This window comes from Mesorhizobium sp. M1E.F.Ca.ET.063.01.1.1 (genome assembly GCF_003998155.1).
In the GTDB taxonomy this organism is placed as follows: domain Bacteria; phylum Pseudomonadota; class Alphaproteobacteria; order Rhizobiales; family Rhizobiaceae; genus Mesorhizobium.
Genome location: NZ_RZSC01000001.1, coordinates 114,177 through 128,751 on the forward strand (window position 1 = coordinate 114,177; position 14,575 = coordinate 128,751).

The following is a 14,575-nucleotide window of genomic DNA, read 5'->3' on the forward strand; positions in this document are numbered from 1 at the left end:
AAGCACGTCTACAAGGCCGGCAAGCAGATCGTCGATGAGTTCTAAGGTCCCCAAGTACGACGAAGCCTATGTCTGGGTCTGGCTGCCGGGCGAGACCGCGCCGGTTGTCGCCGGGCGGCTATATGCCCATGACGGACTCGTCAGCTTCAACTATGGCAGGAGCTTTCGTGAACTGGGCAGCGCGATCCCGCTTTATCTCCCGGAACTGCCCCTGAAGGCAGGCGAATTGCCTTTGCTTCCTGGCCTAACCATGCCGGGATGCATCCGCGATGCTGCCCCCGATGCCTGGGGACGACGGGTTATCCTAAACCGCAAATTCGGTGTGAAGGGCGATGAAATCGCGCGGCTCGATATTTCAGAACTGACGTTCCTGCTGGAATCAGGCTCGGACCGCATCGGCGCGCTCGATTTTCAGTTTTCGCCCACGAATTACGAGCCGCGCGCACTGGCCAATGCCACTCTCGAAGAGCTTGTCCAATCGGCGGAGCGGGTAGAGAAAGGTATTCCGCTCACCCCCGAATTAGATCAGGCGCTGCATCACGGCAGCTCGATCGGCGGCGCAAGGCCAAAGGCGCTGATCGAGGACGACGCCATCAAGCATGTCGCGAAATTTTCCTCGTCTGCCGACCTTTACAGCGTCGTCAAAGGAGAATTCATAGCCATGCGGCTTGCCGCCTTGTGCGGCATCAGAGCGGCATCCGTCTCGCTTGTTCGCGCCGCAGGCAAGGACGTGTTGCTCGTCGAGCGATTCGACCGGATCAAGGTCATGGGCGGCTGGCAACGCAAATCCATGGTCTCAGCGCTGACGATGCTCGCGCTCGATGAGATGATGGCGCGTTACGCCAGCTACCAGGATTTGGCGGAGATCATTCGCCACCGATTCACCGCGCCGTCGGAAACTCTGCGCGAGTTGTTCAGCCGCATTGTCTTCAACATACTTTGCGGCAACACCGACGATCATGCCCGCAACCATGCGGCATTCTGGGACGGGGCTAAGCTCACCCTCACGCCTGCTTACGATATTTGTCCGCAGGCCCGCAGTGGCCAGGAGGCCAGCCAGGCCATGCTCATCAGCGGCAATAACCGCATGAGCCGGATCGCGTCCTGCCTTGAAGCCGCGCATCACTTCCTGCTCAGCGCGCCGGAAGCTCTTGCGATTGTTGAAGGCCAGCTCCGATGCATTGCGAAGAATTGGCCGCGTGTCAGCGAGGAAGCTACGCTATCCGGCACAGATCGCAATCTGTTCTGGGGCCGACAGTTCCTCAATCCCTACGCTTTTACGGCGCTGGAAGGGAGCGCCGACGTTCTCCGCGCTCTGGCTGACGAACTACGCAACAGTGTTCACGCCTGATCCGGCGCTGGATTTCGGACAAGCTCGGCAAGCGCAAGACGCCCACAATATGGACAATCCTTGCCGTGCCAGCACGAAGTCATGAACACACGGCTCTTCGACAGCGACAACGTGCACTGCGGAGAGATGTGGAGCTGACACCGCAAGAGCCCACAGACGGTATCCCCGCGGTCACGGCCGTCTTGCTGAGGTAGGCTGAAGGCTGCAAGTCCTAGTGCAAGCACTAGGAGTAGCCCTGTGACGAAGCATCAGATTGAAGTGATCACGTCGGTCGAGCGGCGCCGGCGCTGGTCTCGGGAGGATAAGGAGCGGCTGGTCGCGGCGACGTTTGAGCCTGGGGCTAGTGTTTCCGAGACCGCGCGATCGGCTGGCATTCATGTGAGCCAGCTTTTCCGGTGGCGCAAGGAACTCTGCCAGATCTCCGCGCCGTCCGTGCCGCAACTCCTTGCCGTGGAAGTCGTCGAGGCGCTGCCAGCGCCGCAATCGCCAGCGCAGCCACCGCCGATCTCCAGACCGCGCAAGAAGAGCAGCATGGTGTCGATCGAGCTTGGCGGCGCCCGCCGCCTGCGGGTCGAGAGTGATATCGATAGCGAGGCGCTCGGCCGGATCCTGGATGTGCTGGAGCGGCGATGATCTCGATCCCGAGCGGCGTTAAGGTGTGGCTCGCCACTGGCTATACCGATATGCGCAAGGGCTTCCCGGGCCTGTCGCTGATGGTGCAGAAGACATTGAAGCGCGATCCGCACACCGGTTACCTGTTCTGTTTCCGCGGGCGGCAGGGTGACTTGATCAAGGTGATCTGGCATGACGGCCAGGGTGCCTGCCTGTTCACGAAGAAGCTCGAGCGTGGCCGGTTCATCTGGCCATCGGCCGATGGCACGGTGGTGATCACGCCCGCGCAGCTCGGCTATTTGCTAGAAGGCATCGACTGGCGGATGCCGCAAAAAACCTGGCGTCCGAGCTCGGCGGGATGAGCAAAACCGCTGGCTTGGCGGGAGCGAATATGATTCCATCGCGCCATGACCGGTGTGGCCGATCAGCTTCCCGGGGACCTTGCCAGTGCGCACGCGATGATCCTCGCCGAGCGTGCGGCCCGCCGTGAGGCGCAAGCGCTCGCCGCTCGCGCGCAAGCCTTGAACTCGCACTCCGATGTGCTGATCGCGCGGCTCAGGCTGGAGATAAAGAAGCTGAAGCGCGAGATCCATGGCAGCCGCTCCGAACGCAAGGCCAGGCTTCTCCAACAGATGGAATTGCAACTTGAGGAGTTGGAAGCCGACGCCAGCCAGGACGAATTGGCGGCGGAACTGACAGCGCGGTCATCGACAGTCCGAGCTTTCGAGCGCAAGCGCCCGTCGCGCAAGCCCTTTCCCGACCATCTGCCACGTGAGCGCGTGGTCATCGCCGCACCCCGGAACTGCCCGTGCTGCGGCTCGGGCAGGCTGGCCAAGCTTGGCGAGGACATTACCGAGACGCTGGAGGTGATCCCGCGCCAGTGGAAGGTGATCCAGACCGTGCGCGAGAAGTTCACCTGCCGTGAATGCGAGAAGATCTCGCAGCCGCCGGCGTCCTTCCATGTGACGCCGCGCGGCTTTGCCGGACCGAACCTTTTGGCGATGGTCCTGTTCGAGAAGTTCGCCCAGCATCAACCGCTGAACCGGCAGAGCGAGCGCTATGCCCGCGAGGGCGTCGACCTCAGCCTGTCGACGCTTGCGGACCAGGTCGGCGCTTGTGCCGTGGCGCTGAAGCCGGTGCACGCGCTAATCGAGGCGCATGTGCTTGCCGCTGATCGTCTCCATGCCGACGACACGACCGTGCCGATCCTGGCGAAGGGCAAGACCGATACAGGCCGCATCTGGACCTATGTCAGGGATGACCGGCCGTTCGGCGGGCAATCGCCACCGGCGGCGCTCTACTATGCTTCGCGCGATCGGCGGCAGGAGCATCCCGAGCGTCATTTGAGGAACTTCACCGGCATTCTGCAGGCCGATGCCTATGGCAGTTACAATCCGCTGTTCAAGGTGGACCGCGATCCCAGTCCGCTGACCCAGGCGCTGTGCTGGGCGCATGCGCGCCGCAAGTTCTTCGTACTTGCCGACATCGCCGCCAATGCCAAGCGTGGCAAGAACGCCGCGCCGATCTCACCGATCGCGCTCGAGGCGGTCAAACGCATCGACGCCCTGTTTGGTATCGAGCGCGACATCAACGGACTCGTCTCCGACGAACGTCTGCAACGACGGCAGGAAAGCCGTCTTATCGCCACCGAACTTGAGGCCTGGATGCGGGCAGAGCGGGCAAGACTGTCGCGCAGCTCTCCGGTCGCCGAGCCAATCGACTGAAGCGCTGGGAAGGATTCACGACCTTCCTCGGCGATGGCCGGATTTGCCTCACCAACAACGCGGCCGAACGCGCGCTGCGTGGTTTTGCTCTGGGCAGGAAAGCTTGGCTATTTGCAGGCTCCGATCGAGGTGCCGATCGGGCCGCCTTCATGGCGACGCTGATCAACACCGCCAAGCTCAACGGCATCGATCCGCAGGCATGGCTTGCCGACGTCCTCGCCTGCATCGCCGACACGCCGATCACGCAGATCGAGGACTTGCTCCCGTGGAATTGGAGCCTTCTGACGGCCGCAGCGGATAAGGCTGCCTGATCTGGGCCTACAAATAAACGAGGCCGTCAGATGAGATATCGCAACTCCGCTCTTTACACCCTCAAATATGTGGCCGAGATGCTCGAAGAAGACGAAGACTTTTTGCGCGATTGCTCGATCGAGATGTTCTCGGAAGACGGTTGCCTGAGCGCCTACGACGGCTATCCCGCATCCGAATTAAGCGAACCTATCGTTGTCTTCACCGAAGACGGCATCGACAACCTTCGGCATATCGTCGACGAGCGCAGGGCTGCGGGTCACGCACCGCCGAAACCTAGCGCAGAAAACCGTCGCCCGAAATCATAGTCACCGCGGCCCTGGCCGAATGGTTACCACAGACGCGCGACTTCCCACGATACAACTCCACATAACTGAGCGTCTACAAGCGCTGCAGCCAGCGTAACATCCCGCCATCATAGCGATGATTGTCTGATCTTTTGCCGATGACATCACGTCGGGGAAAGACTTGTTCGAGCGCTTGCCGCTTCATATCGATACCGGCCCGGGCGTAGCGCACGTTACGTTCAGCCCCGAGTGGCTAGCCATTGACTGATGGTGGCGATGTCAACACCCGCCTTGACAAGGTGGATGGCCGTCGTGTGCCGCAAAGAGCGGTGATGGATGCTTTTTTCCGCCAGGGTGGTTCCTTCCCCCGCAGCCATATCAACATGTTTGCGCAGCAAGTATCGAACACCGAACCGGGTCAGCGGTGTGCCGCGGTCGTTGAGAAAGCCCCTTTGCTCGGCGGGACAGGGCGATACCAGACGAAGGTCACAAATTCGAAGATTCAGGATTTCCTGAACTCGTGCATCCGTATTGAACATCAGCGAGAACAGCGCGTAATCCCGCTCCAGAAGGCGTGCGGCGGTCGATACGCGCCAGGACGCTCTTGATTTCGGGCTCTTCGAGATATTCGACAGGTGCCACCCGCGCGCCCTCTTGAAGGGAAGTGTCACCACCAGTTGCAGCGTATCCATATATTCGGGGTGCTCCGAGATCAGGAACCGCGCAAGGTATGCATCGCCGCCAGCCTTGCATTTGCGGGTCGCAACTGCCACGCTCGACCTCAAGTGACGTGAGAAAGCTGCCGATCCTGTCGGTATTGATGTCGGAGACCGCTTCTTTCAAGAATATCTTCCCGCTCTCCGCGGCATGAGCCCGTGGCATGCTTCGGCCCAATGCTGTGGATTGACGTCAGGTAGTGCATTGATTTTTCGTGGAATGAGGACCCTGTTTAAGGGGTGCTTTTCGTCCAAACGGGACCCCTTAACGATGGGGTCATCAAGATGCCTCCGGCTTGATCGGAGGCATTTGTGTTTTGGATGTTGGTTTTGGAGACGATTGCAAAGATACGTCGGCTGTCGCTGGTCCAGGGGAAGTCGAGCAAGGCGAGCTGAAGATCTCGCGCAAGGTGGTGCGCAAGGTCCTGCGTTCTGAGGAGACGGAGTTCCGCTACGAGCGCAAGCACCAGCCCTATCCCCGCATGGGAGCCTGGCGTGAGACGCTGGACCGGCTGCTGTCGGCGAATGCGGCCAAGCCGCAGCGGGAGCGGCTGACGCTGATCCGTATTTTCGAGGAGCTTCGCGGCCTCGGTTATGACGGCAGCTACAGTTCGGGGTGGCGGCATGCTCAGAGCTGGGCGGCGGATCGCGGCAGCGCCGTGGCCGAGGCCTACATTCCGCTGAGTTTTGCACCTGGCGAGGCCTACCAGTTCGACTGGAGTCACCGAGATCGTCCTGCTCGACGGCGTGACGGTGACAGTGAAGGTCGCGCACATGCGGCTCTGCCACAGCCGCATGTTCTTCGTGAGGGCCTATCCGCGCGAGACGCAGGAGATGGTGTTCGACGCGCATGACCGGGCGTTCGCCTTCTTCCGTGGCGCCTGCACGCGCGGCATCTACGACAACATGAAGACGGCGGTGGACGCGATCTTCATCGGCAGGGATCGCCGCTACAACCGCCGCTTTGCGCAGATGTGCGGGCATTACCTTGTCGAGCCGGAGGCCTGCACACCGGCGGCCGGCTGGGAGAAGGGGCAAGTCGAGAACCAGGTCGGGCTGGTGCGCGAGCGCTTCTTCACACCGAGGCTGCGCTTCAAGACGTTGGAGGATCTCAACGGCTGGCTGGCCGACAAATGCGTTGCCTAATGCCAAGGCGCGTCGGCATCCCGAACAGGGTGAGCGCACGATCTGGGACGTACTCGAAGAAGAACGCGCCAGCTTCATTCCCTATGCCGGTCGCTTCGACGGCTACCATTGCATTCCCGCGTCGGTGTCGAAGACCTGCACGGTGCGCTTCGACAACAACAAATACTCGGTGCTGTCGAGTGCCGTCGGTCGGCCGGTCGAGATCCATGCTTATGCCGACCGCATCGTCATCCGCCAGGATGGCGCGGTCGTCGGCGAGCACGCACGCTCTTTCGGCCGCAACGAGGTCGTCTACGATCCCTGGCACTACGTGCCGGTGATGGCCCGCAAACCGAACGGCCTGCGCAACGGCGCGCCTTTCCGGGAATGGGTTCTGCCATCAGCCATGGAGAAGGTGCGCCGCAAGCTAGGGGCGGCCGATGACGGCGACCGGCAGATGGTGTCGATCCTCACCTGCGTTCTGACCGACGGATTGAGCGCGGTCGAGAGCGCCTGCCAGGAAGCGCTCGAGCATGGCGTCTGTTCGGCGGCGGTGATCCTCAACATCCTGGCCCGCAGCCGCGATCCGGCGCCGGGCACGATCCTTTCCATTCCCCAGGCCCTGACCCTAGCTCACGAGCCGGTCGCCGACTGCGCCAGCTATGACAGTCTCAGGAGGACAAACAGCCATGGAACGCACCGAGGTACTGGAACTGATGGGAGCGCTGAAGCTCTACGGAATGCGCAGCGCCTATGACGAGATCATGGGCGTCGCCATCAAGCGACGGCACGAGCCGCCCAGGATTGTCGGTGATCTCTTGCAGGCCGAGATATCGGAGAAGCAGGCCCGCTCCATCAAATACCAGTTCGCCGTCGCCAAGTTGCCGCTGGCCAAGGACATCGACGACTTCGACTTCGCCGACACGCCGGTCACCGAACCCCTGATGCGCGATCTCGCCCGGCGGCGCCTTCGTCGCCGATCAGCGCAACATCGTCCTGGTCGGCCGCCTTCACGGGTCACCCAACTCGCGCGGAAGGTCGACCGCATTGCGACGGGCGCGTGTCGACTTCCCAACAATGTCAGACAGGAGACACAACGCTATCGGAGCGATCGCATTGTCCGAAACGATTTTCCCAGTTGGCACGACGATTGCGGTCCTATGCGCAAAAGCAAACTAGACCTGAGAGCCGCACCGCATGAATGTAGCCTCCCAATATCTCCCGTTTGTGGCGCACCACGAAGCCGGGCACGCGGTGGCCGCCATCGTTTTGAACCGTCAGATGTTCGACGACGACCGTAAACTCCCTGCTTTCTCAAGTGTTAGTATTTACCCCGACCCCGGTGACGGAGATTACCGTGGTGTTGTCGAAGGCGCGGGTTTTTATTCAGCGCAAGGATTCACCTCGAAGCGAAAGCCGATTTTCGAGGACGATATGGATCGATATTTGGAACGCGATTGTGCGATCCGGGAGATAGTTACGTGTCTGGCAGGTCCTTTTGCAGAATCCGCATTCGAAGGCTATCTGGACCCGTTCGATATGGCGATGAATGCGTCCGACGAGAATGAGGGGAGCAGCGACTACGCGGATGCCAAGCGAATCTATGGTGAGTTGCGGTTCCTGATGCCGCGCCGCCCCGATTGGGGGCGGATCGAAGATCGCACGGCCCGGCTAGTACTCGATCACAGGTCGGCCATCGAAGCATTGGCCGCGCATTTGCTGGTCAAGCATGATCTCCAATTCGATGAGGCTCTGATGATTGTTGCGCCGCATCTTCCGCCCATGCCAGCAGCTACGCCGCCAGAGCGTCCATTTCCGAAGCCTGCTTGATCAGCCATTCGATGTGATTTGACCACATCTGCAACACCTCGCGCTTCTCCTTGACGTAGGTATAGAGATTGTAGATTTCGCCTATGTCTGTCAGGGACGCTGCCTTGTGATTCAGTATGTGCTCGATGACGTGTGGCAATACCTGCCGCCTGCCGAAATTTGTCGCGAGCGTCCTGCGCAGATCGTGAAGGGTCCAGTTCTCCAAAGCCACCCCGTCGATATTGACCTTGCCGTCTAGAGCCTTCTTGCCCTTCGCGTAGCCTGAGAAGTGGCTTTTTTCGTTGCCCCTCGCAGGGAAAACAAACGTGTCATTGGTCTTCGGTACCGACTGGAGGACCGACACCGCCAGTGTGGACTGCGGAATAAGCGTAGGCTCTTCGTTCTTCGTGCGGTCACCCGATAGTTCCCATGTTCCGGCTTCAAGGTTGAGTCAGACCAACGCATCGCGGCAACTTCCGTACGCCTCTGTCCGGTCAGCATGGGCAGCTTGACGATGGAGCCGAACGAATAGCCGCTATCGCCCGGTTCGGGCTCACAGCCCGTCCATTAGCCGCCAGTTCGGCATCGTTCACCACTCGCTTGCGCTTGACGATCGGGGCCGGATACCGGATTTTCCAATCCCTCGCGGGGAAACCGCGATGAGCCGTTGCGGCGGTTTGCGACACCAGTTGAAAAATGCCGCATATAACAGAAGGCTGTGTTAGCCGCTTGCGGGTGACCCCCGGCGACGATCTTCTTGGTGATGTTAGCAATGTCGGTGTCGGTCACATGGTGGATAGAGCGACTCCCGAGGGCAGGCACAAGATACCGGTTCAGGCTGGCCTCGACCAGTTCCCAGAAATCCCATTCTGCCTTGCCGGTCTTTGCAAGCCCGCTCCCTTGCATTTGCGCCGATCGGCCGACCCCGTTCGAGGAAGGGCGTGATCTGGTCGGCGGCATGCAGAATCGGGGTGGCGCGGCTGGTCCGGTCGGACGCGGTCTGATCGAGGAAGCCAGCCGTAATGCCGGCGGCTCGTGCGGGAAGGGCGTTCATGAGACGGTCCTGTCGGGCGAGCGGTTTGGGGGCACGATCACCATAGTTGATCAGGCTCCCGAGTGGTGCATTCTCGTAAATGTCGCTTGCGGACATATGTTTGCTCCTTGTCCAGAAACAGAAAAGGCCCGATGGGGCAGCCGGGTCCAGGGCGGTGTTTTGAGGGTCGCTACTTGGCGGCCTGGAGGTGATCGCCGTCGCCGTCCTCGGTATCGTCAGCGCTGATCTGCGCCTGATTCGGCAAGGAAGGCTGGCAGTTCCGAGGAGCTATGCTGGAATTTGGGTGACGAGGCTGATCAAGCGGCGCTCTGCGGCTTCGTTTTCGATGACCTCGATTCCGTCCAGGAACCTGGCACCTGCGATGAGTTTCGGCAACTGATTTTGTCCTTTCAATCGTCGCCACCTCCTGGCCGCGGCCATGACCAGCTTGAAGACCATCAGCTGGGCGATTTTCCAGGATAGCGAGCCCTTGGTACGCACCGTGCGGTGGCGAACGGTCGCAAAGACGCTTTCGATGGGATTGGACGTTCGCAGATGATCCCAGTGTTCGGCGGGGAAATCGTAGAACGCCAGCGACGCATTCTGATCTTTCGTCAGGCAGTCGACCGCCTTAGCATACGCCTCGGCTTCCATCTCGATCGCCTGCGCAAGCAATTTGCGCGCGCCGCTGCCAAGTACATCCGTCAGGGTATCACCGATTTCGTCGGGCTGACGAAGGCGAACAATGTTGATAGTCTCGTTTGGCGTATCGCTCTCCTTGAGAGGTTCTGGCAGGCTTCATCACCCGCCTCGATACGCCGCTCTCCTCAAACCGTCATACCCAGTTTCCGCCATAGCTCCCCCCTGATTGGTCCGCTTCACCTGTGCAACTGCACAGGCTGTCATAGCGGGGAGATTGGCCTCCAATGGCGAAAACTTGCCGCAGGAGACCCTCCGATGACCGTGCCTATGGCGCCGCCGCTACGACAACTTGCCGACAAGCAGCTCGATCCACTGCCGCGCTTCTGCGCCTTCAAGGGACGTCTGGATGGGACGCAGGAGCCGACGACGGTGACGGAATCAATTCCCTCGGCGTGCTCAGGTCGCGCTGGCCGTCACTGTGCGGGTTCAACGGTCTGGTGGCAATTTGCGCACATCTTCTGTCGCCGACAGTGGCGATGGCTGACGCTTCAACGAAACGGGGTCTTCGACGTCTGCTGCCTTCGGCGCCGGTGCTTTGCCAGGCCGCATAATGTTTCAACGCGCGCGGGCGCGGGCAGGGGGTGCCAGTCATGAATCTCCTGACTGGCGCGGATCAGGCCGATTGGCGGGATGAAAGATCATACGACTACACCGCTGGCCTGACGCTGCGGGAGTGGGCTTGGGAGTTCTTACGCCGCAATCCAGCGTTCCAGCGCGATCTGACCGCTGCGCGCCAGCACTGCAAGACTTGGTCTCTCCAACCCTTTCTCGATATGGTCGCGTCGGCCGGCGACCTGTCACGCTGGGGTGTTCTGTTTCGCGGAGTCTTGTGGCCGCGCTTCGGTCGTATTCTGGTGTCCGCTCTGGTGCGTCCATGTGCTGCCGGTCATTGCGGAACGGTTGCCTGCCTCGTCGCCGACACCGCCGTTCGAACTCTCGGCATTGCCCTGTCGTGCAACCGTCCTGCTGGCGCCCGACAAGAGCCAGCATGTTCTTTTTCGCAATGCGGACCACGCGCTGCAGCTCGCCGTCTCGGGCGCGAATATCCTCCACCCTGCTTGCCTGCATACGCAAGCCATCTGGCCCGCGGTGCTTTTAAAGCATCGACTGAGGGGACTGGAGTGCCTCAATGCTCTCAGTCTAGGGCAACAGTTGCCCCCCCGCTTGTTTGCGCCGGAAAAGCGCGGCGTCCGTTTGTCCTTCGTTCTTCGTGCGCTCGACGGTTCGCTCGCCGGAGCACCTCATCGCGAGCTCGCCGAAGTTCTCATCGGTCAACGGCGCGTCCATGCTGACTGGGCGGATCCTCGCGATCATCTGCGCGACCGCATCCGTCGGGCCGTCTCGCGTGGCCGCGCGCTCATGAATGGTGGCTACAGAGATTTCCTAATTTGAAAAGCGACAGTCCGCGCTGCGTCGGTGGATGAGCGTTCGCTCGCAGCTCTACCCGTCACCAACAGTTCGCCCGCCGACTGGACTGCATGGCGCCTTGCAAGGTGCGCTCTGGTCTAGCTTGTCGATGCCGAAATGAGATCGGCGAGGGTGCCAAGGCGATGGTTCATTAGGGCCGGCCTCGACCTGGACCCACATCATTGGTCGGAAAGCGGCGTGCACCGCAATGTCGCCATAGCAGCCAAGATCCTTTGAGTCCGGACATGCAGACCTGTTGGACCGGCGATCGTTGGAGGTGCAACTGTATGGAGGGATTTAAAGCTTAACACTGTCCCCTGGACCGACAGCTCGGTCAGACATCGCACCCACCGCTTGATTATGGAAATGGTGTGCCTGGAGTACAGCGGGTAGCGCTTGCTGCGCACTGTCCTAAGAATAGCAATCATGACCCGTCTGGGGGTCTGCAACACGACGATCCAACCGCTTGGGCATTGTCGCATATCCCACAATGTAGAGTGCGCAACAGGGCAAAAGCTGATCCATCGGCGGTTTATCAATGCTTTTTGGCTTGGCACGGTACATGCAACGCAATCGGCAAAAGGCGCACGAACTGAGTGGCCCCATCGGCCCTAGGAGCGCTGACTTATGCCCTCCCAAGGCATGTCCGGCCCGGCAGCGAGCTCAGTCTCCTGCCGGGCATCCGTGTTTCAGGTCAACGGCGTTTGGAACTTCAAATTAGGTGGCGGCATTGACCGCAGGCCGCCCCCGGTGGCCGGCCGGTGGGCGGAGAGACAGTGCAGCAGGTTTCAAATCCCGCCCATGCAAAGATATTTCATTTCCAGATAGTCCTCGAGGCCATGGCGGGAACCCTCCCGGCCGATACCGGATTGTTTAATACCGCCAAACGGTGCCGCCTCCGAGGACATGCGTCCCGTGTTTATGCCAACCATGCCATATTCCAGAGCCTCTGCCACACGCCAGACCCGCTTTAGGTTTGAGGCATAGAAGTATGCGGCGAGGCCGTAGATCGTGTCATTGGCTTCGCGCACGACCTGGTCCGCATCGTTGAAGCGAATGATCGGCGCCAGCGGCCCGAATGTCTCCTCTTGCGCGACTGCCATGACGCTGGAGATCTCGGTGAGGACCGTGGGTTCGAAAAACGTGCCATTCTTGCCGATACGTTGGCCCCCGCATCGTATTGTGCCGCCTTTCGCAATGGCATCTGCGATGTGAGACTCGATCTTGGCCAGAGCATGCTTGTCGATGAGCGGTCCGATGTCCACTCCGGCATCGAATCCGTCGCCAACCGACAAGTGCCGGACTTTCTCCACGAATTTCTTGACGAACTCATCGTGAACGCTCGATTGGACGTAAATACGGTTCGCCGAAACGCAGGTCTGGCCGGCATTGCGAAACTTCGCCTGGATCGCACCGTCAACAGCAGCGTCGATGTCGGCATCATCGAAGATGATGAAAGGTGCGTTGCCGCCGAGCTCAAGGCTAACCTTCTTGATCTGGTCAGAGCACTGACGCATCAGCAGCCGCCCGACCTCGGTCGAACCGGTGAAGCTGATCTTGCGGATCTTGGAATTGGTGCAGAGTTCACGGCCGACGCGATCACCTTCGGACGCATAGATTAGGTTGACCACGCCATCGGGAAAGCCGGCCTGATGGGCAAGGGCGAACATTGCGCCAGCCACGAGCGGCGTCTGTTCAGCGGGCTTGAGCACGATCGTGCAGCCCGCAGCCAAGGCCGGCGAGATTTTGCGCGCCACCATGGAGGCCGGGAAATTCCATGGCGTGATCGTGCCAACAACGCCGATGGGCTGCTTGATCACTAGCATTCGGCGGTCTGTCGAGGGTGCCGAGATCGTCTCGCCATAGACGCGATTGGCCTCCTCGGCATACCATTGCAGATACGCCGCCGCATGCGATACCTCTGACATGGCTTCGGCAAGCGGCTTGCCCATTTCCGCAGTCAGAATCGCGGCGAGATCGCCTGCATGGTCGATGATCAGCTGATGCCATCGCCAAAGAACGTCGCTACGCTCTCGGGCAGTCAACGCGGCCCATCCCGACTGCGCAACATAGGCCTTGTCTACCGCAGCACGTGTCTCCTCCACGCCCATATCGGGAAGCTCTGCCAAAACTTCGCCGGTCGACGGATTGACGACCTCGAACGTCTTATTGCCAACCGGTCTGCCGAGTGCCGGCAGGCGGTCCATGGCTCCAAACAGGTGCGGGGATTTCAGACGGCGGATCATCGGCAGGCACAGGGGCAATACCGGATTCCTCCTCAACGCAGCGAACATCCAGGTCGACAGGCCGTCGGTGTGTATTCTGCACCAGCGGGTTCGTCCTAGGGCCTCGGCAAAGCAGCTGGTAGACCAAACATACGACAACAGTTCCGTTAGTTTGAGTGCCCGCGGTTCATCAGTTGATGGATTGAGCAGCCGGATGTTTGCTTCATCCACCCGCTGCCTGCTGGTGGCGTGCGAGTGTATTCTGCAAAAGGCGGCATACATGCTGAGGAGCGCCGTTTCGGCGAGAGGCCCGCCTGGACCGCCAATGCCGCGCAAGGCCCGCGAAACGACTCCGCGGGTCTGCATGATCTGCTTGGCCCACCGGCCTCCATATTCGCTCTTCCCACGAGAAGCCCCAAGGAAGAAGGAAGGCGAGATGAGTTTCTTTACTCATCCTTGCCGCCCAGCGGCGGGCCGACCACCAAAATGGCGGGCTCGGCCGAAAGCAGCTTCTTGGCCGCCGCCTTGACCTGTTTGAGCGTCACCCGACCGATGCTGCGGGCGCGACGCTGGTTGTAGTCGACGTCGGCCTTGTGAATCTGCAAATCCAGGAGCCGGTCTGCAATCGAGCTGGTCGAGCCCAGACGGTCAATGGCATAGGTGCCGATCAGGTGCTTCTTCGCCGCCTTGAGCTCGGCCCCGGTCGGTCCTTGCTGCGCCATCTGCTTTACCACATCTCGCACGATGCTCAGCGTTTGGGCGGCGCAGTCCGAGCGTGTCTCTGTCGTAACCAGAAGCTTGTCAAGGGTCAGTTCAGAGCTGACGTGATAGGCAAGGCCGCGTTTTTCGCGCACCTCCTCGAAAAGGCGGGAAGTCATGCCCGAGCCGCCGAGGATGTCATTCATCAGCACGGTGGCGAAGTGATCCGGCGCGCTACGCTTCACGCCAGGCCAGGCCAATCGCAGCGAAGTCTGCGGCCGGTCGCAGTTCTCCTCCACCAGTTGGCCGAGCTTCGGTACGACATCGGCGACGGGGGCGAGGGTTTGTTGCTCAGGCAAGTCACCAAACAGCTGGTCGAGCCTTTCCCTCAGCGTGTTTGCATCAATGTCACCGACCACGGCAATATGGAGCCCGTCGCGAGCGAAAATCGCCTTGTGGAAGGCGAGGAGGTCGGACGGCGTGATGCCGGCCAGGCTCTCTTTTGTGCCTTCTCCCGGCCTCGAAAAAGGATGCGTGCCATAGATCGCGCGCAGCCATTTGCGCTGAGCGATTGCG

Annotated in this window: 10 protein-coding genes and 4 pseudogenes; 9 read left to right on the plus strand and 5 right to left on the minus strand. The window is 60.6% G+C overall.

All coding sequences use genetic code 11. From position 1 onward, the window contains the following. Nucleotides 1–34: 34 nt before the first annotated feature. The 5 genes and pseudogenes from EOA29_RS00555 (at nucleotide 35) to EOA29_RS00575 (ending at nucleotide 4,304) form a co-directional block, all read left to right on the plus strand. Entirely contained in the window at nucleotides 35–1,351 is a 1,317-nt protein-coding gene (locus EOA29_RS00555) for a HipA domain-containing protein (RefSeq protein ID WP_127220038.1), read from the plus strand. A 237-nt stretch (nucleotides 1,352–1,588) separates the two neighbouring features. After that, nucleotides 1,589–1,984 (plus strand): transposase, encoded by a 396-nt coding sequence (locus EOA29_RS00560; RefSeq protein ID WP_187331391.1) that lies wholly within the window; start codon nucleotides 1,589–1,591, stop codon nucleotides 1,982–1,984. Then, nucleotides 1,981–2,325 carry an IS66 family insertion sequence element accessory protein TnpB gene (gene tnpB, locus EOA29_RS00565; protein ID WP_127220040.1) on the plus strand — a complete coding sequence of 115 codons (345 nt, stop codon included), beginning with the start codon at nucleotides 1,981–1,983 and terminating at the stop codon, nucleotides 2,323–2,325. The genes EOA29_RS00560 and tnpB overlap by 4 nt, the downstream gene beginning before the upstream one ends. A 96-nt stretch (nucleotides 2,326–2,421) precedes the next feature. Then, nucleotides 2,422–3,998: pseudogene (locus tag EOA29_RS00570) on the plus strand (IS66 family transposase). A 30-nt stretch (nucleotides 3,999–4,028) separates the two neighbouring features. Further along, entirely contained in the window at nucleotides 4,029–4,304 is a 276-nt protein-coding gene (locus EOA29_RS00575) for a hypothetical protein (protein ID WP_095521249.1), read from the plus strand. A 218-nt stretch (nucleotides 4,305–4,522) separates the two neighbouring features. Here EOA29_RS00575 and EOA29_RS00580 read toward each other — a convergent pair whose 3' ends face one another. Then, nucleotides 4,523–5,056 carry a hypothetical protein gene (locus EOA29_RS00580; RefSeq protein WP_187331392.1) on the minus strand — a complete coding sequence of 178 codons (534 nt, stop codon included), beginning with the start codon at nucleotides 5,054–5,056 and terminating at the stop codon, nucleotides 4,523–4,525. 264 nt (nucleotides 5,057–5,320) lie between these two features. Between EOA29_RS00580 and istA the strand changes: the two are divergent. The 3 genes and pseudogenes from istA (at nucleotide 5,321) to EOA29_RS00595 (ending at nucleotide 7,954) form a co-directional block, all read left to right on the plus strand. Beyond that, a pseudogene (gene istA, locus EOA29_RS00585) lies at nucleotides 5,321–6,881 on the plus strand (IS21 family transposase). Then, nucleotides 6,814–7,129 (plus strand): annotated as a pseudogene (locus EOA29_RS00590) (ATP-binding protein); the annotation flags it as partial. The pseudogenes istA and EOA29_RS00590, both read left to right, overlap by 68 nt. 192 nt (nucleotides 7,130–7,321) lie before the next feature. Beyond that, nucleotides 7,322–7,954 carry a hypothetical protein gene (locus EOA29_RS00595; RefSeq protein WP_127220041.1) on the plus strand — a complete coding sequence of 211 codons (633 nt, stop codon included), beginning with the start codon at nucleotides 7,322–7,324 and terminating at the stop codon, nucleotides 7,952–7,954. On the opposite strand, the pseudogene EOA29_RS00600 reads toward EOA29_RS00595, so the two are convergent. Beyond that, a pseudogene (locus EOA29_RS00600) lies at nucleotides 7,917–8,369 on the minus strand (tyrosine-type recombinase/integrase); the annotation flags it as partial. The gene EOA29_RS00595 and the pseudogene EOA29_RS00600 overlap by 38 nt on opposite strands. 885 nt (nucleotides 8,370–9,254) lie before the next feature. Then, a complete protein-coding gene (locus EOA29_RS00610) occupies nucleotides 9,255–9,761 on the minus strand; it encodes a transposase (RefSeq protein WP_348628845.1) in 507 nt (168 codons plus the stop codon). Between the two features lie 783 nt (nucleotides 9,762–10,544). Here EOA29_RS00610 and EOA29_RS00615 point away from each other — a divergent pair. Continuing rightward, a complete protein-coding gene (locus EOA29_RS00615) occupies nucleotides 10,545–11,060 on the plus strand; it encodes a DUF2285 domain-containing protein (RefSeq protein WP_245468310.1) in 516 nt (171 codons plus the stop codon). A gap of 803 nt (nucleotides 11,061–11,863) precedes the next feature. On the opposite strand, the gene EOA29_RS00620 is transcribed toward EOA29_RS00615, so the two are convergent. Together EOA29_RS00620 and EOA29_RS00625 are read right to left on the minus strand one after the other, a co-directional pair. Beyond that, nucleotides 11,864–13,282: an NAD-dependent succinate-semialdehyde dehydrogenase gene (locus EOA29_RS00620; RefSeq protein ID WP_245468315.1), complete on the minus strand. Its 1,419-nt coding sequence runs from the start codon at nucleotides 13,280–13,282 to the stop codon at nucleotides 11,864–11,866. A gap of 464 nt (nucleotides 13,283–13,746) precedes the next feature. After that, the coding region (locus EOA29_RS00625) for a pitrilysin family protein (RefSeq protein WP_145969614.1) at nucleotides 13,747–14,575 on the minus strand (829 nt) is incomplete at its 5' end.